At 40.0% G+C, this 25,186-nt stretch carries 22 protein-coding genes and 2 pseudogenes; 20 read left to right on the forward strand and 4 right to left on the reverse strand.

Translation table 11 applies throughout. The annotated features are described in order from the left end of the window. Position 1: 1 nt before the first annotated feature. The 5 genes from FS608_RS22750 (at position 2) to FS608_RS22770 (ending at position 4,223) form a co-directional block, all read left to right on the forward strand. Entirely contained in the window at positions 2–811 is an 810-nt protein-coding gene (locus tag FS608_RS22750) for a transporter substrate-binding domain-containing protein (protein WP_144554856.1), read from the forward strand. Between the two features lie 103 nt (positions 812–914). After that, positions 915–1,577, forward strand: coding sequence for an amino acid ABC transporter permease (locus tag FS608_RS22755; protein ID WP_144554857.1), 663 nt, complete (start codon positions 915–917; stop codon positions 1,575–1,577). After that, entirely contained in the window at positions 1,564–2,286 is a 723-nt protein-coding gene (locus tag FS608_RS22760) for an amino acid ABC transporter ATP-binding protein (protein ID WP_144554858.1), read from the forward strand. The genes FS608_RS22755 and FS608_RS22760 overlap by 14 nt, the downstream gene beginning before the upstream one ends. Positions 2,287–2,300: 14 nt before the next feature. Beyond that, complete coding sequence (locus FS608_RS22765) at positions 2,301–3,146, forward strand: fructoselysine 6-kinase (RefSeq protein WP_222127396.1); 846 nt, start codon at positions 2,301–2,303, stop codon at positions 3,144–3,146. Positions 3,147–3,254: 108 nt separating this feature from the next. After that, the gene (locus FS608_RS22770; RefSeq protein ID WP_144554860.1) at positions 3,255–4,223 is read left to right on the forward strand and encodes an SIS domain-containing protein; all 969 of its coding nucleotides are present in this window, start codon (positions 3,255–3,257) and stop codon (positions 4,221–4,223) included. 136 nt (positions 4,224–4,359) lie between these two features. Here the strand turns inward: FS608_RS22770 and FS608_RS22775 are convergent, their stop codons facing one another. Further along, positions 4,360–5,088, reverse strand: coding sequence for a UTRA domain-containing protein (locus tag FS608_RS22775; RefSeq protein ID WP_144554861.1), 729 nt, complete (start codon positions 5,086–5,088; stop codon positions 4,360–4,362). Between the two features lie 232 nt (positions 5,089–5,320). Between FS608_RS22775 and FS608_RS22780 the strand changes: the two genes are divergently transcribed. Next, positions 5,321–6,289 (forward strand): SIS domain-containing protein, encoded by a 969-nt coding sequence (locus FS608_RS22780; RefSeq protein WP_144554862.1) that lies wholly within the window; start codon positions 5,321–5,323, stop codon positions 6,287–6,289. A gap of 584 nt (positions 6,290–6,873) precedes the next feature. Next, entirely contained in the window at positions 6,874–7,362 is a 489-nt protein-coding gene (locus FS608_RS31825) for a CBO0543 family protein (protein WP_395947816.1), read from the forward strand. A 133-nt stretch (positions 7,363–7,495) separates the two neighbouring features. On the opposite strand, the pseudogene FS608_RS22785 reads toward FS608_RS31825, so the two are convergent. Continuing rightward, a pseudogene (locus FS608_RS22785) lies at positions 7,496–7,585 on the reverse strand (vitamin-B12 independent methionine synthase); the annotation flags it as partial. A 532-nt stretch (positions 7,586–8,117) separates the two neighbouring features. On the opposite strand from FS608_RS22785, the gene FS608_RS22790 reads away from it, so the two are divergent. The 11 genes from FS608_RS22790 to FS608_RS22840 all read left to right on the forward strand — a co-directional run bounded on the left by FS608_RS22790 (position 8,118) and on the right by FS608_RS22840 (position 19,596). Then, complete coding sequence (locus tag FS608_RS22790; RefSeq protein ID WP_395947817.1) at positions 8,118–9,662, forward strand: glutathione ABC transporter substrate-binding protein; 1,545 nt, start codon at positions 8,118–8,120, stop codon at positions 9,660–9,662. Positions 9,663–9,814: 152 nt separating this feature from the next. Then, a complete protein-coding gene (nikB, locus tag FS608_RS22795) occupies positions 9,815–10,738 on the forward strand; it encodes a nickel ABC transporter permease (protein WP_144554864.1) in 924 nt (307 codons plus the stop codon). 12 nt (positions 10,739–10,750) lie between these two features. Next, positions 10,751–11,647 (forward strand): ABC transporter permease, encoded by an 897-nt coding sequence (locus tag FS608_RS22800; protein ID WP_144554865.1) that lies wholly within the window; start codon positions 10,751–10,753, stop codon positions 11,645–11,647. A gap of 14 nt (positions 11,648–11,661) precedes the next feature. Further along, a complete protein-coding gene (locus tag FS608_RS22805) occupies positions 11,662–12,651 on the forward strand; it encodes an ABC transporter ATP-binding protein (RefSeq protein ID WP_144554866.1) in 990 nt (329 codons plus the stop codon). After that, a complete protein-coding gene (locus FS608_RS22810) occupies positions 12,644–13,612 on the forward strand; it encodes an ABC transporter ATP-binding protein (RefSeq protein WP_186328860.1) in 969 nt (322 codons plus the stop codon). Before FS608_RS22805 ends, FS608_RS22810 begins: the two co-directional genes overlap by 8 nt. A 30-nt stretch (positions 13,613–13,642) precedes the next feature. Further along, on the forward strand, positions 13,643–14,518 hold the full coding sequence (locus tag FS608_RS22815) for a sugar phosphate isomerase/epimerase family protein (RefSeq protein ID WP_144554868.1): 876 nt from the start codon (positions 13,643–13,645) through the stop codon (positions 14,516–14,518). Positions 14,519–14,540: 22 nt separating this feature from the next. Continuing rightward, entirely contained in the window at positions 14,541–15,599 is a 1,059-nt protein-coding gene (locus tag FS608_RS22820) for a Gfo/Idh/MocA family protein (protein WP_144554869.1), read from the forward strand. Between the two features lie 4 nt (positions 15,600–15,603). Beyond that, positions 15,604–16,491, forward strand: a complete 888-nt coding sequence (locus FS608_RS22825) for a sugar phosphate isomerase/epimerase family protein (protein WP_144554870.1) — start codon at positions 15,604–15,606, stop codon at positions 16,489–16,491. Positions 16,492–16,633: 142 nt separating this feature from the next. Next, on the forward strand, positions 16,634–17,788 hold the full coding sequence (locus FS608_RS22830; RefSeq protein WP_144554871.1) for an ROK family transcriptional regulator: 1,155 nt from the start codon (positions 16,634–16,636) through the stop codon (positions 17,786–17,788). A gap of 28 nt (positions 17,789–17,816) precedes the next feature. Further along, positions 17,817–18,854 carry an asparaginase gene (locus FS608_RS22835; protein WP_144554872.1) on the forward strand — a complete coding sequence of 346 codons (1,038 nt, stop codon included), beginning with the start codon at positions 17,817–17,819 and terminating at the stop codon, positions 18,852–18,854. A gap of 49 nt (positions 18,855–18,903) precedes the next feature. Continuing rightward, positions 18,904–19,596, forward strand: a complete 693-nt coding sequence (locus tag FS608_RS22840; RefSeq protein WP_144554873.1) for a copper homeostasis protein CutC — start codon at positions 18,904–18,906, stop codon at positions 19,594–19,596. A 129-nt stretch (positions 19,597–19,725) separates the two neighbouring features. Here the strand turns inward: FS608_RS22840 and FS608_RS22845 are convergent, their stop codons facing one another. Then, positions 19,726–19,890: an EAL domain-containing protein gene (locus tag FS608_RS22845; RefSeq protein ID WP_144554874.1), complete on the reverse strand. Its 165-nt coding sequence runs from the start codon at positions 19,888–19,890 to the stop codon at positions 19,726–19,728. Positions 19,891–20,372: 482 nt separating this feature from the next. Here FS608_RS22845 and FS608_RS22850 point away from each other — a divergent pair, with 482 nt between their 5' ends. After that, complete coding sequence (locus FS608_RS22850) at positions 20,373–23,042, forward strand: endo-beta-N-acetylglucosaminidase (RefSeq protein WP_260871778.1); 2,670 nt, start codon at positions 20,373–20,375, stop codon at positions 23,040–23,042. A 349-nt stretch (positions 23,043–23,391) separates the two neighbouring features. On the opposite strand, the gene FS608_RS31450 is transcribed toward FS608_RS22850, so the two are convergent. Further along, positions 23,392–23,544, reverse strand: a complete 153-nt coding sequence (locus FS608_RS31450) for a hypothetical protein (protein ID WP_260871786.1) — start codon at positions 23,542–23,544, stop codon at positions 23,392–23,394. A 9-nt stretch (positions 23,545–23,553) separates the two neighbouring features. Between FS608_RS31450 and FS608_RS31830 the strand changes: the two are divergent. Next, positions 23,554–25,182, forward strand: a pseudogene (locus tag FS608_RS31830) (endo-beta-N-acetylglucosaminidase); the annotation flags it as partial. Positions 25,183–25,186 lie beyond the last annotated feature (4 nt).

The following is a 25,186-nucleotide window of genomic DNA, read 5'->3' on the forward strand; positions in this document are numbered from 1 at the left end:
AATGAAAAAGGGAATTTTAAAATCAGTAACAGGGATCGCATTAAGTGCGCTTCTCACTATTTCATTAGCAGGTTGTGGAACATCAGAGAAGGCTGAAGCAAAGGAAGGAATAAAGGAAAAAGGGAAAATTGTTGTTGGTATGATGGCTGCTACACCTCCGTATGAGTTCCACGCCGTTGACGGTGGAAAAGATAAAATTATTGGTTCTGATATTAAGTTAATCGATGAAGTAACAAAAGATTTAGGTGTTAAATATGAAATTAAAGATATGGATTTCGATGGTTTGTTAGTTGCTCTTCAAGCTGGAAAAATTGACATGATTGTTTCGGCTATCAGTCCAACAGAGGAAAGAGAAAAAAATGCAGATTTCACAAATGTGTACTATAAAGATAGACACGTAATGGTCGTTCGTAAAAAAGAAGTGGACAAGTTTACATCAAATGACGATTTGAAGAAAGCAAGAATTGCTGCGATTAAATCTTCTGTACAACAACAAATAGTAGAAAAAGAATTTCCAAATGCGGAGTTAAAATTATTAGGAAAGTCTACTGAATTAGCGATGGATTTAGCAGCTAACAAAGTCGATGCAGTCCTAGTAGATCGCCCGACTGCTACACTTCTTATTAAAAGCAACCCTAAATTAGCGTTAACTGAACTTCTATTTGATGACGATACAGCAGGGGCGGCAATTGCTCTGCCTAATGGTACAGATAAAGAAGTTATGGATCAGATTAATAAGACGATTGAAAGAACAAAACCTGAATATGAAAAGTGGTTAACAGACGCAATGTCAAAAGTAAAACAAAATTAATGGTATTCAAATAGTTATCCCGATCTGATACAAAGCTTATTTCTAACCTTTTATCAGATCGGTTTCGAGAGTTGTAAAAACCACTTTAAAAGGGGGGAGTCAATTGAATTTTTCATTTCTTGGAACATATTATCAATTTTTCTTAACAGGGATCTATATAACCATCATTTTAGCTGTAATTGCAGTGGTATTAGGAAGTATCCTTGGTGTTGCCCTAACCCTTTTAAGACGGTCCAGATATAAAGTCGTAAAGTTAATTGGGGACATTTATGTTGAATTTGTAAGAGGTACACCGCTCCTTGCTCAAATTTATATTATTTACGTCGGAGTACCTGCTCTTTTTAATGGAAGTGATATTCCGGATTTGGCGGTAGGTGCAATCGCCTTGTCGCTTAATGCTGCAGCATATATTTCTGAAACAATTCGATCCGGTATTGAAGCGGTTAGTAAGGGTCAAATGGAAGCGGCAAGAAGCTTGGGGATGAATCAAAGACTCGCAATGTTCGACATTATTATGCCTCAAGCATTTAAAAACATTTTACCGGCCCTAGGTAATCAGTTTATAGGCAGTATAAAGGATTCTTCAATCGTCTCTGTTATCGGTGTGGCTGAGCTGATGTATAAAACAACCATTGTTAGAGGAAATACAGCATTAGGCTTGGAACCAATCATCGTAGCCTCACTTGGCTATCTAGTACTGACATTTACATTGTCGAGATTACTGGGGATTGTTGAAAGGAGGTTGAAGACTAGTGATCACCGTTAAGGATTTACATAAGAGTTTTGGAAAAAATGAAGTTTTAAGAGGGATCGATGTCACGATCAAAAAGGGGGAAGTAGTGGTTGTCATTGGTCCTTCAGGCTCAGGTAAAAGTACGTTCTTAAGATGTCTCAACCTATTGGAAGTTCCAACAGGCGGAAGCATTGTGGTGAATGGGCAAGATATTACAGCTAAGAGTGTCAATATTGACAAAGTAAGAGAAAAGATGGGGATGGTTTTCCAACAATTTAATTTATTTCCCCACAAAACGGTTTGTCAAAATATCTGCCACGCTCCCATTAAAGTAAAGGGAATGAAGCAAGCAGAAGCAAAGGAATTAGCGGAAGAGCTATTAAAAAAAGTAGGTTTATTGGAAAAGATCAACGCTTATCCTTCTTCTTTGTCCGGCGGCCAGCAGCAGCGGATTGCCATCGCAAGGGCACTAGCGATGAAGCCTGATGTTATGTTATTCGATGAACCTACATCTGCTTTGGATCCTGAAATGGTTGGAGAGGTTTTGGCGGTTATGAAAGACCTTGCCAAAGAAGGCATGACCATGGTCGTTGTTACACATGAAATGGGATTTGCCAAAGAAGTGGGCGACCGAATTCTGTTCATTGATCAAGGAATGATTATGGAAGAAAATAACCCAAATGAATTTTTCGAAAATCCAAAGCATCCAAGGACGATTGATTTCTTATCAAAGGTGCTATAAGAGAGGTTCTAATAATGAAAGTAATTGGAATAGGTGACAATGTAGTAGATAAATATGAACACATTCGTACCATGTATCCAGGTGGAAATGCCCTGAATTTCGCCGTCTATGCCAAAAGGCTTGGCGTGGAAGCAGCATTTCTGGGTGCATTTGGAACAGATTGTGAAGCAGCACACGTACAGGAAAGCATCCAGGAAATTGGACTAGATACTAGTCATTGTAAGGTTTATGAAGGAGAGAACGGCTGTGCCAGAGTGACCCTGAAAGACGGAGATCGGGTATTTATAGGAAGCAACCGCTGCGGTGTATTAAGGGAGCAAGGATTAAATTTAACATCTGGGGATCTAAGCTATATCAAAGAATTTGATTTAGTCCACACAGGCCTTTATGGGTTTACGGAACCGGAATTGGCGAGGATTAAAGAGTTGGATGTTCCAATCGGCTTCGATTTTTCATCCGATTTTACTGAAAATCATGTAAATGAAATTGTTCCATTTGTGGATTATGCCTATTTTTCCTGCAGTCATCTAAAGACAGATGAGATGCTTAATCTGATGTTAAAGGTGACAAAAATGGGCTGCAAATTGGTGCTATGCACCATGGGGGAAAAAGGAGCTCTATTATTCGATGGCGATAAATTCTACGTGCAGGAACCAAAGCTTGTTAAAGCAATCGACACAATGGGAGCGGGCGATTCTTTCATCACTTGCTTTATGGTGAACTACATAAGCCAAATCAAAGAAGGCATTTTAGAACAAGACCAAATCATTACCATGAGCCTGGAGAAAGCAGCTGTTTTCTCATCCCAGCAATGCCTGGATGATGGCTCCTTTGGTTACGGAAAGGTATATGATTGGTAGATTCATGTCTATGAAAAGAAGAGAACAAATAGCGGGAATAAATGTTCATTAGATTATTTTTTAGATGCAAAGGCTCTATAAATATAAAGATTATTGGAGGAGAAATAAGTGGAACTAAATTACATCATTAGACAAATTCAGGAAAAGCAGCCAAATATCAAGAGTGTATTTTTTGTAGGATGTGGTGCATCTAAGGCAGAATTATATCCTGCAAATTATTTCTTAGAAGGAAATGCAAAACAACTTCGTACAAGTCTACATACAGCAAACGAATTTAACTATGTAACTCCAATTTCTGTTGATGAAACTAGTATCGTCATCACATGTTCTTTAGGAGGAACAACTCCAGAAACGGTAACAGCTACTTCAAAAGCTAAAGAATTAGGCGCACACGTTATCTCGGTTACACACGTTGAAGATTCTGCCATCACTAAAGATGCTGACTATGTTGTTTACCATGGCTGGGAAGCAAACTACGCTGCAAAATTGGAAAAAATGACAAAAGTTCTAGGACTTGCTGTTGAAATTTTAAACCAATTTGAAGGCTATGAGCACTACAACAAAATGCTGGACGGCTTCTCAAAAATTTATGATTTAATTGAATCTTCAGTGGCAACTGTTCTTCCGCAAGCAAAAGCATTTGCTGATTCTTACAAAGATGAGCCCGTCATTTATGTAATGAGCAGCGGGGCAACTCACGAAGTAGCTTACGCTTTCTCTATCTGTTTGCTAATGGAAATGCAATGGATCAACTCTGGAAGCTTCCATGACGGTGAATTCTTCCACGGACCATTCGAAATCGTTGACAAAGGCATACCATTCCTATTATTGATGAATGACGGCCGCACAAGAGCAATGGATTCAAGAGCACTTGAGTTCCTGAATCGATTTGATGCAAAAACAACTGTTGTTGATGCGAAAGACTTCGGCTTAGGCTCTGTGATTGCAAAAGAAGTGGTTGATTACTTTAACCCAATGCTAATTACTGGTGTGATCCGTGTTTATGCAGAACAATTGGCAATTGCCCGTAACCATCCGCTATCAAAAAGAAGATATATGTGGAAACTGGAATATTAATCTATTAATTATAAACAAAACAGGTATCGTTATTAACGATACCTGTTTTGTTGAATGGAATAAGTGGACAGAAGCAAATTTTTTCTAAGGGAATAAGGAAACTTCTCCGCCATTGACAGAGAAGTTTACAGATCCTCTAAGTTGTGATGGTTAAAGCAATTAATTCAGTCCGTGTTTTAAAATTAGAAGTATGAATCGGGACTTTGTTTTCATCGTAAACGATTTTATCGTTATTAAATAATGTATCACCAATTTCACAATCTAAATATTCGGCCTCATGACCTGTAGCCGGGACAACTGTAATGATTTTACGGGTAGAAGCGGAACTCATGTTAACGTTATATATATTTTTTAAAACATCATAGGTTGAAATATTTTCAAGGAAGTGGCTGGCTAAATCTGGAAAGCGCTCTAAGGAGTAATGAGTTTCATCTAGGGTAAAAGGGTAATCATCCATAAACATTAGCCGGACGAGCCTTAATACAGGTGTGTCAATTGCAATTTGAAGAGATTCCGCTATTTCAGGAGAAGCTTTTATTTCCTCACAAACAAGAATCCGCTTTGAAGGACTTTTTCTTAACTGTTTGTTAAAGTCAGTAAAACCATCAACGGAAACTAATTCCCTTGCGAGTTTCGTCCGCATGACAAAGGTACCTTTTCCTTGCTTGCGCTCTAGAAGACCTTCCTCGGTCAATTCCTGAATGGCTCTTCTAACTGTTATTCGGCTTACACCATAGATCTCACATAATTGTACTTCATTAGGAAGCCTCTCACCCTGTTTATAAATTCCTTGCAAAATCGCATCCTTAATGATTTGTTTTAATTGGTCATATAAAGGTGTTGAAATAGAATTGTTTAATTTCATTGTATATGTTCCTTTCAAACAATTAAGTCGTTATATAATATTATATAACAAAAATGATTTTAATGTAATATTGATTTTTCATTTCTTACTATTCTTAAATATATTAACCTTTATGACTGCAAAAATTTTAAGTTAGTAATTTTCAGAATATAGTTGACATTTTTACATTTGAGGACTATTATAATGTTATATAACATTATAATATATAATATAACTTATGGAGGAGAAAAAAATGGAACTAAATCATATCATTTCACAAATTAAGGAAAAACAACCGGAAATAAAGAGTGTTCATTTTGTAGGCTGCGGTGCTTCAAAAGCAGAATTATATCCTGCAAAATACTTCCTGGAGGCTAATTCCAAACAGCTTCGTGTCAGTTTATTCACAGCAAATGAATTCAATTATGCTACTCCAGTATCTGTGGATGACACCAGCATTGTTATTACATGTTCTCTAGGTGGATCTACACCAGAAACTGTTGCTGCTACGACAAAAGCAAAAGAATTAGGCGCTCATGTAATTGCTGTTACATATGAAGAAGGTTCTGCCATTACAAAAGATGCGGATTATGTAGTTTACCATGGCTGGGCAGCTAATTATGCAGCGAAAATGGAGAAGATGACCAAGGTATTAGGTCTAGCAGTTGAAATCCTAAATCAATTTGAAGGCTATGAGTACTACGGCAAAATGCAAGATGGATTTTCTAAAATCTATGATTTAATCGAAAATGCTGTATCATCTGTGCTTCCACAAGCAAAGGCATTTGCAGATGCTTACAAAGATGATCAAACCATTTACGTAATGAGCAGCGGTGCAACTCATGAAGTAGCGTACTCTTTCTCCATCTGCTTACTAATGGAAATGCAATGGATCAACTCAGGAACTTTCCACGATGGAGAATTCTTCCACGGTCCATTCGAAATAGTAGACAAAGATGTACCATTTTTATTATTGATGAATGATGGCAGAACAAGGGACATGGATTCACGCGCACTTGAGTTCCTAAATAGATTTGATGCTAAAACAACTGTCGTTGATGCAAAAGACTTTGGCTTAGGTTCTGCCATTTCAAAAGAAGTGGTTGATTACTTTAACCCAATGTTAATTTCAGGTGTATTACGTGTGTATGCAGAACAATTAGCTTTAGTTAGAAATCATCCACTTACAAAAAGAAGATACATGTGGAAGTTAGAATACTAATCTATATATTTGGTATAATCTTCCCAACCGATTAAATGCTAAAAAGCCTATAGACTTGTCTACAGGCTTTTTGGTTCAATTATTTAATAATTTTTGAATCACCAGGTGTGTTAGATTTGGTACTATTTCAAATGAATAAGTCATTTCCAGTCTTTCAAGTTTCTTGTGAGCATCTAAACCATAAGGGCCGATATTGATTAGTGGTACATTGATATCGCGAATGTCTTGAAGGCAAGGGTGGTAGCCCTTGCCTTTACAATAAGTACATATATATTAGGATAGTTGATACCACGGAAACAAGAGAACCGTACTCATACTTACCCCACTTTTAGCATAATCAACATACAAACTGAATTTAGAAATGGGTTGGAGGTTTCTCCAAGCCATTTTTTTTTGTGCAACTTGTATTTTTAAAAAGGCTATGTTCAGAATCGTATTATTAAAAATAACGATTCTATTTCTAATCGTTTAAACGCCCCCGATATGAATAATACTATTAGATAGTGAAAAACGTTTAGAAGAAGGGAGACGCCATGTTACATACAGTTGTATCGTACTTAAGATTGGGGCTTCCCCTTATCTATATGATTGGTACCTGGCGGTTTGCTGATTGGAGAAATTGGAGGAAATACTATCCCACCATCCTTTTTATCATAAGTGTGAACTTTTTTATCTCTGTTCTGATGTATGAATACCCATTATGGACCTTTCGTGGTTCGTTCATCATACCTAACCATACCATTGCGGATTTTACTTTAACTTTTATCACCTTCCCATGTCTGACCTTACTCTACTTATCCTTATACCCATATCACTCACGTTGGTCTAAGCAAGTTTTCTATATTGGCGTCTGGTTTATTGTTGAGGTGATCACGGAGTATCTGTTCAGGTGTGCCAAACTGATCTCCTATTCTCATGGTTGGAATTTTGGCTGGTCATGCGTGGTTTGGATATTTTTGTTTATTGGACTACGTCTCCACCAGACACGGCCGCTTTGGGCATGGGGCCTTTGCTTTGTGTGTTCTGTTTTTCTAATCCTATACTTTCACATTCCGGTTACGAAGTTTAGATGATTTAAGTGACTCAATACTACAACGCACTTAACGTTGGGGGATCAGGTTAAGCACCAGAGTTGATTAATAGGCGGAAAAATTCCGCCTAATTGGTAATCAAGTGGGTTTGTTTTGGGAACGATACATATTCATTTTAATTCCACACATCATTCGCAATCGAAATCACATGTCTAACTTTATCCCATTGCTGTTCTTCTGTTAATAGATTTCCTTCTTCGGTAGAATGTGTTCAACCAAAAATTATCTGCTCAAGCGTTAAAAATATAATGGAAAAGCTAAAATTGCTTTACAGTGAATGGGGAACAGCTAATGAATATATATATTTAGAAAATTTTTAAAATTTTAATTTTTGGAAAAAAGTATTGAAAATGTTTCTGACGAAATATATAATAATTTCAAACTAGCAGTGAGACTTTAAAATACCTATTTAGTAATAACGTTACATAAAAGGAAATCTAATAGGTTTAAAATTTTTTATACAATTAATTTCACCACTGGAGAAATTAATTGTATAAATATGAAAAAAACGTAAGATTAGCAGTGGATTTTATGTTAATTACAAACATCGTGTAAAAAACTAATCACTCGGATTTAAGATTAATTCTATCCATTGTTCTGTAATACCAACATGAAGATAGAAGGAATCAGAATCATATTCTATCAAGGGTATAGCTGAGAATATCACAACAAGACCGAAATACCTGGAAAAAATAATAAAAGGGGGAAATCAATTGAGAAAGGCACATTTTTGGAAAATGCTGCTGGTAGTTGTAATCTCGGCGGTGTTGGTTGTTGGATGTTCTAGTAAAGAAAGTAGCGGGGAAAAGAAAGAAGGCAGCAAAAAAGAAGACAAAGAAATGGTGATCGCTGTAAATGAAAATTTCATTTCAATGGATCCGCATAATACAGGAGATACCAATTCTAACTCCGTACAATCAGCTATGCTTGAAGGACTTTTAGGATTTGATGCAGAAGGGAAAATTACCCCAAAATTAGCTGAAGCGTATAGTGTCAGTGACAATGCGTTGGAATACACGTTTAAATTGCGAAAAGGTGTAAAGTTCCACGATGGGGAACAGTTTGATGCAGAGGCAGTAAAAGCCAACTTTGAACGAATTATGAAGGACGATAGTCTGCGTTTAAATAGCCGTGGGTTTAACCTTATCACAAACATCCAGACTATCAATGATTATGAAATGAAAATTACTCTAAAAGAACCTTATGCAGGGATGTTAACACGATTTGTTTCCGCAAAGATTCTTAGCCCTAAGCTGCTGGCTGAGGGAAAAGATAAAATCGGTAAAAATCCAGTCGGTACAGGACCTTTTAAGTTTGTGGAATGGGTTCAGGGAGACCATTTAACAGTAGAACGATTTGATGGTTATTGGGAAAAAGCCGACCGTGTCAAGAAAATCACTTATAAACCGGTTCCGGAAAACGGTTCAAGGGTAGCCATGTTAAAAACAGGGGAGGCTCAAGTAATCTATCCGTTACCAAGTCAAAACTTAAAAGAATTAGAGAGCAATGATGCTATTAAAGTTGAAAAAATCCCTTCTACCATTGCTCGTTATGTATCGATTAATACCATGAAAAAACCGTTTAATGATCCTCGTGTCCGCCAAGCCTTAAACTATGCGGTAGATAAGGATGCTTTTATCAATGTAGTGAACGCAGGATTGGGATTGCCGTTAGACTCGATTATTCCTAGTAAAACACTTTATTACACAAAACAGGAAGAATATAAACAAAATATTGAAAAAGCAAAACAGTTGCTAAAAGATGCAGGGTATAGAAAGGGCTTTAAAGCAGAAATTTGGGGGAATACCAATTCCGATACGATGAAAGGGATGCAGTTTATTCAGCAGCAACTAAAAGCGATTGGTGTAGATTTAAAAATTAAATCAATGGAAGAAGGTACCCTATCAGACGAAATTTTCAGAGCACAAAAACCTGAGGATGCAAAGCTGCAGATGTGGTACGTAAGTTGGTCAGCATACCCATCCGATACCACCAATGCAACAAAACCGCTATTTTATGGCGGCTCCTTCCCTCCGGATGGTGCTAACACTGCTTATTATAAAAATGACCAAGTAGACAAATGGATTGAAGAAGTGAATAAAACGGGAGATACCACGAAACTGGCAGAAATCTATAGTAATATTCAATCAACCATCTATAAAGATGCTCCATGGATTTTCCTAGGTGTGGATGAAATTCTAGATGGTAAGAGAGCAAATGTTGAAGGTGTGAACATTACGCCGGATGGTGGAATTGACGTTACTAATGCAAATATTAAGTAGAAATTTCTCGTAATTAAAGAGGCGGAGGGATGTTTCCCGAAGCTTCTTTCCTTCTTTGTTAGGGCCATCAAGAACAAATAACCTTCGGAAGAAAAGCCTTTTCCGGCAAAGAGATTTGACTATTGGATTTTGTTAGAAAGGGGTAATCAATAATGCTCCAATATATTGTTAAAAGAATACTTGAAATGATTCCTATCCTATTTATCGTTTCGATATTAATCTTCCTTTTTACCCACTTAATTCCGGGAGACCCTGCACGTTTAGTTGCAGGTAAAGATGCCTCGTTAGAAGAGGTAACCAAGATTCAAGTAGAACTTGGACTCAATCAACCCATATGGGAGCAATATGTTACCTATATGAGTCATTTATTTCAAGGTAATTTAGGAACATCACTAAATACAAAACTACCCGTATCGGATATGTTTGTCGACCGTTTTATGCCGTCTATTTTTTTAACATTAGCGAGCATGGTATGGGCTTTAGTAATCGGTTTATTGATTGGAACGTTATCAGCTGTTTTTAAAAATAAATGGCCGGATTATCTAGGGATGGTTGCGGCGGTTTCTGGAATCTCGTTACCAGGTTTTTGGTTAGGATTAATCCTCATTCAAATTTTCTCTGTACAGCTGGGATGGTTTCCAACAGGCGGTGCAGAAGGATGGAAAAGCTATATTTTACCTTCATTAACGCTAGGCGCAGGGATTATGTCGATGCTTGCTCGTTTTACGAGGTCCTCATTGCTCGAAACGCTCAAAGCTGATTTTATCCGAACGGGACGTGCGAAGGGGCTAAAGGAGTCTGTTGTGATTCCTAAACATGCGTTAAGAAACTCGTTAATTCCGGTTGTTACCATTGCAGGGCTGCAGTTTGGATTTTTATTAGGTGGATCTGTAGTGGTAGAAACGGTTTTTAGTTTTCCAGGAATGGGTCGTTTATTAATTGATTCTATTGCCTTTAGGGATTATCCCGTCATTCAGGCAGAATTATTATTATTCTCTGTTGAATTTATTCTCGTCAATTTAATTGTTGATATTTTATACAGTTATCTCAATCCTAAGATTCGATACGCAGCTTAAAGGAGGGCAGTCATGGAAATATCGAAAGCAGTCAATCAGACTAATACTAGAATCATAGAAAAAAAGTATTCACCTCTTAAAGATTTTTGGAAGAATTGGAAAAGGCAAAAGACCGCGTTCTGGGCAAGCCTATTTATTCTCTTGTTAATTATCATAGCTGCTATTGGACCTTACATGGCACCCTATGATCCTTATAAACCTGACTATAATGTCATGCTGCAAGGCCCCAGCAAGGTACACATAGCTGGAACGGATGAATATGGCCGGGACATTTTTAGCCGTTTGCTGGCAGGTGCAAGAATTTCCCTGACGGTTAGTTTTCTTTCTGTATTTTTGGGAGCCATCGGAGGAACTCTTTTAGGACTTATCAGTGGATATTTTGGCGGCTGGTTAGATCGCCTTATCATGAGATCAAGTGATGTCATGTTTGCTTTTCCAGATATCTTATTAGCTATTGCCATTGTTGCCATCCTAGGGCCTGGCTTAAACAATGTGGTGATAGCGGTAGCCGTTTTTAGTGTCCCATCCTTTGCAAGACTTGTAAGAGGAGCAACGCTTGAGGCAAAAGAAACAGTCTTTGTAGAGGCAGCCAAATCAATGGGAGCCTCCCATTTTAGGATAATGTTTCAGCATATTCTTCCTGAAACCCTTGGTAGTTTAATCGTATTTATTTCGATGAGAATCGGAACAGCGATTTTGGCTGCATCTAGTTTAAGCTTCCTTGGCTTAGGTGCAAGCCCAGAGACACCGGATTGGGGAGCGATGCTGAGTCTTGGACGTGATTATTTAGGTACCTCCACACATGTAGTCATGATGCCTGGTATTGCCATCTTTTTAACTGTTTTGGCTTTCAACTTAGTTGGAGATGGTTTGCGTGATGTGCTAGATCCTAAAACAAAGAATGAATAAGGAGTTTGAAGAGGATGGAGAAGCTTCTGCAAGTGGAAAATCTTGAAACCGAATTCACCAAGGATAAGCAAAAAATCAAAATCTTACACGGTGTTAACTTCGACATTCATAAGGGGGAGGTTCTCGGTCTTGTCGGTGAATCTGGGAGTGGAAAAAGCTTAACATCACTATCAGTTATGAAACTATTTAAAGGGACGAGTGGAGAAATCACGAGCGGCAGAATTCAATTTAATGAACAGGATTTAACGAATAAATCAGAAAGTGAAATGAGGAAGATTCGCGGAAAACAAATCGCGATGATTTTTCAAGAACCAATGACTTCATTAAATCCTGTAATGAAAATTGGGGAACAGCTGCTGGAGCCCATTCGCCTTCATTTAGGATTAGGAGAGAAAAAGGCGAGGGAACATGCGGTCTCTATTTTAAAAAAGGTAGGCATCCCGAGAGCGGAAGACATCATGAATGAGTTTCCACATCAATTATCTGGCGGTATGCGGCAAAGAATTATGATTGCGATGGCGATTTCTTGTCATCCTCAGCTGTTAATCGCTGATGAGCCGACAACCGCACTTGACGTTACAATCCAAGCTCAAATCCTTGATTTAATGAAACAGCTGCAAGAGAAAGAAAAAATGTCTGTTTTATTGATTACCCATGATTTAGGTGTTGTAGCAGAGATGTGCGACCGCGTTGTGGTTATGTATGCAGGAAGAGTGGTTGAAGAGGCTGATGTATTCGAATTATTTGAAAGTCCAAAACATCCTTACACGAAAGGACTCATAGGCTCGATACCTAAGCTGGGGCAGAAAAAGGAAAAACTGGATTCTATTAAAGGAAATGTCCCGGATCCAAGTAATTTGCCAAAGGGATGTAAATTCGCCCCAAGATGCGATGATGTGATGCCTCTCTGTTATAGCGAAGAGCCGCCAGAAATGAAATTGGAAAATGGCAGGTCCTGCAGCTGTTGGTTATACAAAGAGGGGAGGAGGGAAATCGGTGTCTAATACCCTATTAAAAGTAACCGGGCTTAAAAAGTCATTTTCTATTCCTGCCGGTATGTTTGGAAAAAAGAATACGTTAAAAGCTGTCCACGATGTGTCGTTTATGGTTCCGGAGGGGAAGACGTTCAGTCTAGTTGGTGAAAGTGGCTGTGGGAAATCCACGACAGGGAGACTGATTTCCCGGCTAATTGAACCTAGTGAGGGAAAAATCTGGATTGATGGGGAAGAAATTTCTCAAAGAAAAGAATCTCAACTAAAGGCAATGAGAAAAAAAGTGCAAATGATTTTCCAGGATCCATATGCGTCGCTCAATCCTAGAATGAAAGTTAGGGATATTGTAGCAGAACCGCTTGCGATTCATACCAATCTATCTAAGGCAGAACGGTATAAACGGGTTTCTGAAATTTTAGAAATCGTAGGTTTAAGTGAGTACCATTCCCATCGATATGCACATGAGTTCAGTGGAGGGCAGCGGCAGCGGATTGGAATCGCAAGGGCACTCATTATGAAACCCAAGTTGATTATTGCGGATGAACCCGTATCGGCCTTAGATGTGTCGATCCAATCCCAAATCCTTAACCTATTGAAGGATTTACAAGCTGAATTCCATTTAACCTATTTATTTATTTCACATGATTTAAGTGTTGTGGAGCACATAAGTGATCATATTGGGGTCATGTACTTAGGAACCATTGTGGAGTCAGGACCGAAAGAAGTTATTTTCTCTAATCCGCAGCACCCTTACACAAAAGCATTATTGTCGTCTATCCCGATTCCTGACCCGCGATTGCGGAGAGAGAGAATTATCCTGCAGGGTGATTTGCCGAGCCCAGTTGATCCGCCAACAGGTTGCAGATTTCATACACGATGTCCTGCTGCTATGGATATTTGTAAGGTAAGGGAACCTTCCGTTAGAAAAGGGGAAACCCCTGATCATTTCGTGGCATGCCATTTAGTAGAATAATAGATTTTAAAAAAATAGGAGTGAATATAAATGAAGGTAGGTTTAAGTACGTATAGTTTAGTTCGGGAGCTAAGGGAAGAAACGATGACGGTATTAGATGTTATTCAATGGATTGCTGATCATGGCGGCGAACATATGGAAATTGTCCCTTATGGTTTCTCGGTTGTTGACAATCCTGAATTGGCCGATCAAATTAAGGAAAAAGCGGCATCCTTAGGGATTGAACTGTCGGCCTATTCATTGCCTGCAAACTTTGTCCAAGAGACAGAAGAAGCTTTTCATGAAGAAGTGGAACGTCTAAAAACACATGTGGACATTGTCAATCGTTTAGGGATAAAGATTATGCGTCATGATGTAACGGCCTTTACTTTACAGCCCGAAGAAATGACGATTCATTACTTTGAAAAGCATTTTTCGAAATTCGTAAAAGGCAGTCAACTGGTGGCTGATTATGCAGCCCAGTTCGGCATTACCACCACTATTGAAAATCATGGGTTTAATGTCCAAACGAGCGATCGTGTCCAACGAGTCATTCATGCCGTGAACCGTGAGAATTTTAAAACAACACTTGATGTAGGTAATTTCCTTTGTATTGATGAAGATCCGCTTGTAGGGGTGAAGAAAAATATTAACTATGCTGCCACTGTTCATTTTAAAGATTTCTATATTCGTCCTTATTATGAAAACCCTGGCGATGGAGTTTGGTTTAGAACGGTCAATGAAAACTATTTGCGGGGAGCCATTGTCGGTCATGGAGATTTAAACATTCGTGAAATTATGAAACTTGTTAAAAACTCAGGATATGATGGCTATTTAACGGTAGAGTTTGAGGGAATGGAAGATTGTAAAATCGGTTCGAAAATTGGGATGGATAATGTAAGAAGATTATGGAATGAAGTTCAGTAATCGATAGAAGGGATGGATACATTTGGAACTTTTACGGGTTTGTGTGATCGGGACTGGTTCGATTTCTGATATGCATTTAGCCTCTTATGCGAACAATCAAAATGCCGTTTTATACGGCGTATATGACTATTCAAAGGAGAGAGCGGAAGAAAAGGCAAAGAAGTATGGAATTGGAATTGTATATGACTCCTTAGAGGAAGTATATCATGATCCTCATATAGATGCTGTCAGTATTTGCACCTGGAATAATAGTCATGCCGAAATTTCCATTAATGCCTTAAAAAGCGGGAAACACGTTTTAGTAGAAAAGCCCCTCTCCATGACGGTAGAAGAAGCATTAAAGGTGGAGGAAGCGGCTCGTAAATATAATAAAACCTTACAGGTTGGTTTTGTGAGGAGATTTGCAACGAATACAAGAGTATTGAAATCCTTTATTGACCAGGGTAAATTAGGAGAAATTTATTATGCCAAAGCCTCGTGTTTACGCCGTTTAGGAAATCCCGGAGGATGGTTTGCTGATAAAGATCGTTCTGGAGGCGGACCTTTAATAGATCTTGGTGTACATATCATTGATATTTGTTGGTATTTAATGGGGCGCCCCAAAGTGAAATCCATCTCTGGGAACACCTATAGTCAACTTGGAAATCGTGGAAATGTAGAGAATTTACGTTTTTATAAAGCAGCGGACTATGATAAAGGAAAGAATACAGTGGAAGATTTGGCAAACGCCCTCATTACATTTGAGAACGGTGCTTCCTTGTTTGTAGATGTTTCTTATACTTTACACGCACAGAAAGATGAAATACAGGTAAAATTATTTGGGACAAAAGGTGGAGCTGAATTAGAACCAGATTTAGTTTTAATTAGTGAGGAAAATGACACCATTGTAAATGTTCATCCCCAGATTGATCATCTCACTTTTGATTTCTCAAATGCGTTTCAAAATGAAATTAATTCATTTGTGACATGCTGCTTATTCGATACAAAACAAGTTGCACCTGTTGAAGATGGTGTTGAAATCATGAAAATTTTAGCTGGTATCTATGAAGCCTCAGAAAAGAAATGCGAGGTGACATTTTAATCCCATGAATCATGTAAAAGTAACCAACAAAATTGGTGTGATTGTTGATAGTCTTCGCTTACCGCTTCGAGAAGGATTAAAGGCAGCCAAAGATATGGGAGCAGATGGTGTTCAAATTTATGCAGTTGAAGGTGAAATGGCGCCGGAAAATTTAAGCTCCGCTTCACGTAACGAGTTAAAAAGGTATATCGAGTCATTAGGATTAAAAATCTCGGCACTTTGTGGTGATTTAGGTGGTCATGGGTTCCAAGACCGCCAGCAAAATCGAGCGAAAATCGAAAAATCAAAACGGATTTTGGACCTTGCGGTAGAACTAGGTGCCAGTGTCGTAACGACACATGTAGGTATAATCCCTGAAGAAAAGGACAGTCCTATTTATGAAGCCATGCAAATGTCTTGTGAGGAACTGGGGGCTTATGCCAAAAGTATGAATTCCTACTTTGCGATTGAAACAGGTCCGGAAACTGCTTCCAGATTAAAATCCTTTTTGGATAGCTTAACGACCAATGGAGTTTCCGTGAATTTTGACCCGGCCAATATGGTGATGGTAACGGGTGATGATCCCGTGGAAGGTGTGAAGCTTCTTAGAGATTATATCGTCCACACCCATGTGAAGGATGGGATCCGGTTAAAACCAGTAGACCCTCGTGATGTCTATGGTTCCTTTGGCTATGGAAGTGGTACGGATCATGAAAAAATTTCTAAAATGGTTGCCTCCGGGGAGTACTTTAGAGAATTACCGCTAGGCAAGGGATCGGTTGATTTTCCCCGATACTTTGCGGCATTACAAGAAATCCGTTATAGTGGTTATTTAACGATTGAGCGGGAAGTTAACACGAACCCAGTCAAAGATATCTCTGAGGCAATTGAATATATTAATACATTCAAATAGGAAGAACTGCACCTACTAGCAAATCTTATGAGAGAATCTGATTCTCTCAAGGATGTTGTTTTTGAAAAATGATGTTAGTTCTTTCTAAATAGTGAATTCCCATGACTTTTTAAAGGAATTTTTCAGAAATGAGATGTAAAAAATGGAAAAACAAGATCAGCTCTTAATGAAAAAGCAAAACAAAAATTTAGTCCTCGACATTGTCAAAAACCACTCTCCTATTTCAAGAATGGAAATTGCGAAAGTGACTGGAATGAGCCCAACTTCCATTACAAGGATTGTTAATGAATTACAATTACAAGGATTTGTGAGAGAAACGGAATTAGTCACTTCAGGAGTAGGAAGAAAGGCAGCATTACTTGATGTATGTGGTGATGTTCTATATACAATCGGAGTTGAAATAGATACATTAATGATCAAAATAGGTATCGTCAATTATGTCGGAGAAATTGTAGCATGGCAGAGTATACCCAGAGAAGTAACTGAAAGCTACTATGAAACGCTGGAAAAAGTAAATAGGAATGTGAAGGACTTAATTGATAAAAATCAGATCCCTTATGAAAGGGTTCTTGCTATTGGAGTAGGATTACCTGGATCCATAGATTATCAAAATGGAGTCGTTACTGTTTCGGATCAATTAAAATGGAAGAACGCAAACCTGGCGGAAGACCTCCATCGACTTTCCCATATAGCTGTCATTATTGATAATGAATTAAAGATGAAAATAGAGGCAGAGAATTTTAAGGGAATGGCAAAGGATTACCAAAATGCCGTTCTAGTTGGTATTGGATCAGGTATCGGTGCCGCAATCATTCTTAATGGAGAAATCTATCGAGGAGAATCCAATAATGCAGGGGAAATTGGTCATACGGTTATTAATCCGACTGGAAATGTTTGCAATTGCGGAAAAATCGGCTGCCTTGCAACCTATATATCCGAAGGGGCACTTATCGCTGATAGCAGGAAAGTAAAGGAGATTGATTCAATCGATGAAGTTTTCGATTCCTACCGCAATGGAGAATCGTGGGCCATCAATATTATGGATCGAACAACGACTTATATAGCTCTTGCGATTAGCAATATATTATGTCTGTACAATCCGGAGGTCATTATTCTAAGCGGAAATACCATCGAAAATCTTCCTGAAATAAAGGGGCCCATTGAACAAAAATCTGAGTTATATATTTGGGAACCATTAAAAAAGAGAGTGAAAATTGTATATTCGCAGTTAGGTGATCAAGGGGTTGTGCTTGGTGCAGCGATTCAGGCTCAAAATACTCTTTTGGATTTGGAGTAGCTATTTTTGCTAATGAGAGGAGTATAATATGAATACGGATACTTTAGTAGAAGAAACGAGGGCTGGATTGCTTGAAAATGTTCATATCGGGATGATTAGTGGTGTAAATGATAAGCTGGAAATCACTTACCATGTTGGGAATCAAGAACATTACACGTTCTATCGGTCTGCAGCAAAGCCAATACAAGCTATTCCTGTATTTTTATCAAATGTTGTATCCAAATACGGTTTAACGAGGGAAGAAGCTTCTCTGTTTACAGCTTCTCATAGGGGGGAAACCTATCATATTGCCGCTCTTGAATCAATGTTAAAAAAGTTACCTGTCAATGAAGACGAATTATTTTGTCCTTGTTCCTATCCTCTCAATGTAAAGCCTAGAGAGGAAATGGTAAGAAAAAACAAGGAAAAAAGAAAGCTTTATCATAACTGCTCTGGGAAACATATGGGTTTTATCACGGTTTGCCGTGAACTTGGATATCCAGTCGAAGGATACTGGGAAGTAGATCATCCACTCCAACAACAACTATTAAATATTCTAGCGACATTATCTGAAGTACCCATTTCCGAGATAAAAATTGGAAAAGACGGTTGCGGAGTCCCTGTTTTTGCGATTCCATTAAAGAATATGGCCATGACTTATCTAAAATTAGCCTGTCCCGATTTAATTAAGGACCCATTATTGCAAAAAGCAGTTACACAAATGACCAGCATTATGAATGAGCATCCCATTATGATTGCTTCAGAGCAATTTATTTGTTCCGTATTGCTTCAGGATCAAAATATTGTGGCAAAAGGCGGAGCACAGGGGGTTTATTGCTTTGGCTTGAAAAATGAGAGACTTGGATTTGCATTAAAAGTGTTAAATGGTTCAGAAGATGTTTGGCCTACAATTGTAGCCGCTATTCTTGAACAAATTGGTTACAAAAATAAAGAAACGATTACTAGTCTAAGAGATTTAAAACCCTCCATTATTAAGAACGATGCAGGGGCTGAAGTTGGGAAGATTAATGAGCGGTTTTTGCTTATAGGAACTCATGAGGAACCTGTAAAAAAACAGGAGATTTGATACGAGTTGGTAGTTTCCCAACTTAGTTAAGTATGCTAGGTGGGTGTTTATGCTAAAGGAAGTTTGCGTGGAAAATTTTACAGTGATTCCTGAGGCTATAGCTAGTGGTGCTAGTCGAATTGAGCTTTGTGATAACTCAGTTGGAGGCACCACAGTTAGTCACTGGGTAGCCGCCAAAACCATTCAATATTGTAATAACAAAAATATTAAGGTAATGACCATTGTTAGGCCCAGGGGTGGGAACTTTACTTATAATAAAGAAGAAATATCGATAATGCAAAATGATATTGCCCATTTTAAACAGTTGAGGACCGATGGAGTTGTGATTGGCTGTTTAACTGACTCGGGTTGGATTGATGAGGGAGCCATTCTTACTTTACTAGAATGTGCAAAAGGACTGGAAATCACATTTCATATGGCTTTTGACCAGATAAAGCACGACTATCAGTTTGAAGCAATTGATTGGCTAGTGAAACACCGTGTGAATCGGATCTTAACTCACGGTGGACCTAGTTCTTCACCAATCGAAAAAAATCTTATCAGGTTGAAGGAATATGTGGATTTTGCGAAAGGCAGAATTATAATTCTGCCTGGTGGGGGAATAACTAACAAGAACCTAAATTATATCGCAAGTGAATTAAATATCGATGAAGCTCATGGGTCAGAAATAGTAGGAAAGCTAAATTCCGGTGCCTGTGGTCAAGCCCCTATAATGGACTCCACTAGAAAACAACAAATTTAAGTGCTTTTTGGGAATTTGTATAGTAATTTTTAGGAGAAAGACTAGCCTTGAGGGCTGTCCCTTGCAGCTCATTTGAAGGAACTGGACGACTAAATAAATACCCTGGGTACTCATGACATCCTTTTTCGTTCAGGATAGTAATTGGTCATCCGGCTCGACACCTTCTATGATTACATTTAAGTTTAGACTGTTTGCCATATTAATAATTGTTTTTACGATGGCCTCGTCTTTTTCCTCATGATTAATCATTTTAATAGTTGATCGATCAATAAGGGAATGAGGTAAGATTAACACCTTGTTCTCTTTTTTCTGTCTAGAGTCCTAGCAAAAACTTATTAATCTATCTGTTTTCATGGTTTCGCAAATAAATGTGGCAGTTTTACAAACAAACTCTCTCGTATTTCAAATATAGTTTGAATCTTACGCTCATTTGCTGCACTAGACCCACTGGCCCGATTAGCTCCTATCAGCTAGTCGGGCTTTTTACGTGCCAAACTTCCGATTGTCTCCTTAAAAAAGCCAGAAGGAACGATCCCCATGGACTGGAAAAACCTTAGAGATTATGGAAAAACTAAATCACATTTTGTGCATTCGTTGACGGAGCAATCTGCGCGGAATAAGATGGGAAAAAATGAGTCAAATGGGAATGACTGACGGGAAAACATCATCGAAGGCAATTTTGACAGCGCTATCATTCTATAGTCCCATTCAGGGAAAAGGGAAGCAAGCTTACATAAGCTTCAATATAAAAAATAGATAGAGGGCGAGGAGAAACAGTGAAAAACGTGAAAAAGGGCCTTTTGTGGCTGGTTTTCTTTTTGTGCATCTTTTTGGCGGGGTTATCACCCAACACAAGCTATGCCAAACAGCCAGAATCATCTTATTGGTATCCCGAGCAATTATTGAATTGGACGCCGGAGAACGATCCGGATGCTGTGTTTAACCGCAGCCAAATTCCATTGGGCAAACGGGACGTGTTATACAAAGTCAATGACCATGCTCAGTCAGATGCAAAGGTAGTAGCTTTGTCTGCACTCAACCCCACTACGAGTGGAGTACCGTCCCAAGGCGGGAAGGAATTTTTGGCGAATACCTTCAGTTATTGGCAATACGTCGACATCATGGTGTATTGGGCAGGGTCTTCCGGTGAAGGGATTATCGTACCGCCAAGTGCGGACGTCATTGACGCTGCCCATAAAAACGGCGTACCGATTTTAGGAAACGTTTTCTTTCCACCGACCGTCTATGGCGGAAAGGTCGAGTGGCTGAACCAAATGTTGACCCAACGGGAGGACGGCTCCTTCCCAGCGGCGGACAAGCTGCTTGAAGCGGCACGCTATTACGGATTTGACGGCTGGTTTATTAACCAGGAAACCGAAGGCGGAGATGCCAAGACAGCTCAAAAAATGAAGGATTTCCTTGTCTATCTTCAGCAGCATAAGAGTGATGGCATGCATATCATGTGGTACGATTCGATGACAAAGGACGGGAGGGTTAGCTGGCAAAATGCGTTGACCAATCAAAACAGCAGCTTCCTGCAGGATGGGGAGACACGTGTTTCTGACAGTATGTTTTTAAACTTCTGGTGGCGCAATCAGCAATCATCTGTTAACAAGGCTCAGGAAATTGGCAGAAGTCCGTATGATTTATTTACCGGGATTGATGTGGAAGCAAATGGGACAAGCACCAACGTTGCTTGGGATGGGATTTTCCCTGAGGGGAAAGCACCATTAACTTCATTAGGCATTTATCGCCCGGACTGGGCCTTTAAAACGGCTGAGACCATGGAGGAGTTTTATCAGAAGGAAAATGAATTTTGGGTTGGAAAATCCAAAAATCCTGCTGCAACCAGCAATAACGGGGCATGGAAAGGGATGGCCCACTACTTTACGGCTAAAACCGCAATCGAGGAGCTTCCTTTTGTGACGCACTTTAATACAGGAAGCGGCAAGTTTTTCGCTACAGATGGAAAGACGGTAAGCAATCAGTCCTGGAATAACCGCAGTCTCCAGGATATCCTTCCGACCTGGCGCTGGCTGAAAGAGGGCGGGCAGGCTGTTGATGTCGATTTCGATTGGGATACAGCTTATTACGGCGGCAGCTCATTAAAGCTTTCAGGAACAATCGAGGCCGACAACTCAACACATATCAAGCTTTATAAAACCAATTTGCCGATCCAAAAGGATACGGAAATCTCGCTGACATACAAAACAGATTTGAAAAAGCCAAACATGAAACTGGGAGTCAGCTTTACTGACAAACCCGACCAATTTGTGTTCTTTGATGTGAAAAAACTAACGGATCAACTGTGGACTACTGACACATTCAAACTAAAAAAATACAGCGGTAAAAACATCGCGGCCATCTCACTTTTGGTTGAAAGTGATAAAGATGAGAAAGATTTTACGACCAATATCGGAGAAATCAAGGTTTATAACAAACAGGAAAAACACAATTCTATCCATGCTCCGAACGATGCAAAGGTAAATAAAATTGAGTTTAATAAAGGAATCTATGCGGACGTTGCACTTGCTTGGATACCGTCTGATTCCGATGTGAGCCACTATGACATTTACCGGAAGCTGCCGAACAATGAAAAAGAGTTTGTTGGTGCTACCCCTAATAAGGTGTATTACCTATCCAATCTGAAGAGAAGCGGCAAAGAAAGCAGCACCACGTTGGAAATTGTTGCGGTGAACAAAGAATTCAAACGCAGCGAACCGACATCGGTTACATTCGATTGGCCGCCATATCCAAAGCCGGAAGCCGATTTCGGTGCCGATCAAACGGTAGCGGCTCCAGGGCAGGAAATTCATTTTCTTAATCGTTCATCAGAAGTAACAGAAGAGATGGAATGGCATTTTGAAGGTGGAACTCCAGCAGTGAGTAATGAGGAAAATCCGGTCGTCACCTATGAAAAAGAAGGCGTCTACTCGGTTACCCTGATCGCGAAAAACAGCGAGGGTGAAAGTGTCCTGACAAAAGAAGCGATGATTACCATTTCTGAAGCAGCCAAGGACATTAAAAATGTGGCATTGAATAAGACCGCGATCGCCAGTGGACAATGTGCTCCGACTGAAGCAGCGAAATATGCGTTCGATGGCAAAGTAAACAGTAAATGGTGTGCATTGGGGAATGCTCCTCATTGGCTGCAGGTTGATCTTGGAGATCAATTTGCCCTTTCCAAGTTTGTCATTCACCATGCTCAAGCGGGCGGGGAACCGCAAGCCTTTAATACCCAGGCAAATAGAATTGAAGTAAGTACCGATGGAGTAAATTGGACGGAGGCTGTGAAGGTTACCGATAATACAGCAGCTGTTTCGGAACACAGCATCGCGTTAACAAAATCACGTTACGTTCGTTTGTGGATTGATAAACCAACACAAGGCGGCGATTCGGCTGCAAGGATATTTGAATTTGAAGTCCATGGATTTCTCAATCCGTAACCATGTGGCCATGGGGACGGTTCCGCTGGCTTTTTCCAGGTGAACCTTGGGAGAAAGCCATGAGAACCGTCCCGCAGGCTTTAATTAGAGGAGGAGCAAGATGAGGAGAAATAGAAGCAAGTTGTTCGGCCGCATTTTATCTGTGTCGGCTGCTTTCATGTTACTCGGTTCACTGGATGTCCCCGGGGCAAAAGCCGCCGTTAATGGGGACGGGACGGACATCGTCAATGAAAATTATGCGGACAGGCTCAGTCTAAAGCCGCTGGCTCCGGCCTTTAGGGTGGAAACCCTTCTGAACTGGTCGCCTGAAAACGACCCAGATGCCGAAATAAACCGGGCCAGCGTGCCGTTAAACAAAAATCGCTTTAAAGGGTCCCAGGTGAATCCACTGGCCAATCCAAAGGCTGGCATCACCTCTGCGGCGATTACGAACTGGAATCATGATGAGGCCAGCTCCGTCGGGGGCAATGATTTTAATGTATATGCTTTCGACAATTGGCAATTACTAGATTCCTATATTTACTGGTCAGGAACCAATGAAGGGATTTTTGCCATCCCTACACCGGATATCGTCGATGCCGCCCACCGGAATGGGGTGCCTGTTTATGCCACGCTTGGTTTCCCATGGGGCAGTTCCGCTGAGGGAGTCGCCGAAATCGAAAAGTTCACACAGCAGAAACCGGATGGCAGTTTCCCCGTTGCCGACAAGATGATGAAAGTGGCGGAGTACTATGGTTTTGATGGCTATTTTTTCAATCAGGAAACGTCTGGTGTCAGTAAGGCTACAGCTGAACGCATGAATGAAATGATGCGCTATATTAAACGGAATTCCAACCTAAATGTCAGCTGGTATGACGCGCAGGACAATACAGGAGCCATCAACTATCAAGATTCCATCAACAGCAAAAATGACATGTATGTGAAACCAGCAGAAGATGGGGAATATGCCGTTGATGAGTTCTTTTTAAACTATAACTGGACTACCAGTAAGATTAACACCACCGTAGAGACGATGAAAGGCCATAACCGCAGCCCGTTTGATGCCTATGCCGGTTTTGAAATTCAACAGAATTCCTATAATACCAAAATTAATACCGATGCACTGCTCGATGAAAAGAAACAGCCGAAAGTGTCGATTGCTCTTTATGCGCCAAACTCGACCATGGGGTTAGCGGCTGATCCGGCTGACTTCCATGAAAAAGAAAAGAATTTATGGACAGGACCACAGGGCGATCCTACCCTTGCCGATGATTCGGCTGCTTGGAAAGGGATGGCGCGTTTTGTCACGGATGCATCTGTAATCCAATCCAAGCCATTTACAACAAACTTTAACAGCGGCCACGGAACACAATACTTTGTGAACGGAAAAATCGCCAGCGGAATTGAGTGGAATAACCGCTCCATCCAGGATATCATGCCGACGTGGCGCTGGTGGATCCGAGGGGAAGGCAGCAAAATCAAGGTTTCCTATGACTTTGATAAAGCCTATAACGGAGGCAATTCGCTGGAATTTAGCGGTGCGCTCGAAGCGGGTTCTGTCAATGACACGATGCTGTACAGCTCCAAACTTCCGGTTACGGACACAACCAAGGTCCGTGTCGTTTATCAAAACCAATCGGGAGCGGATGTGTCGCTGGGTGTGGCCTATAGTGAAGACTATGCACAAAGCAACATGAAATATTATCCGCTGCCTAAGTCGGGAGATGGCTGGCAGACAGCGGTTGTCGACCTAGGAAAGGATGCCGGGAAAACAGCCTATGCGCTAAGTCTGAAAGTCAACAACACTCAAAAAATAGAAAACTACTCGATTCATTTAGGCGAGCTGTCCGTCTATGATGCTGCGGCTGCCGTGCTGACGAAACCTGCTGATGTGAAAATTCTAGAAGAAATGCCGGAAACAGCGTTTGAGGCGGAAGCCCGCCTAAGCTGGTCCGAGCAGAAGAATGTCTTGCATTATGAGGTTTACCAGGAGAATGCCGATGGCGTAGAAACCCTATTGGGCGTAACACCGAATAACTATTTCTATACGCCAAATATTACGAGAACAATAGAAAATGCTTCGGCTGATAACATCACGAAACTGAAAGTGGTGCCGGTCAATCAAGATAATGTACGCGGTCAAGCCGCCACAGTTTCTTTTGACT

Source organism: Bacillus sp. X1(2014) (assembly GCF_007678255.1).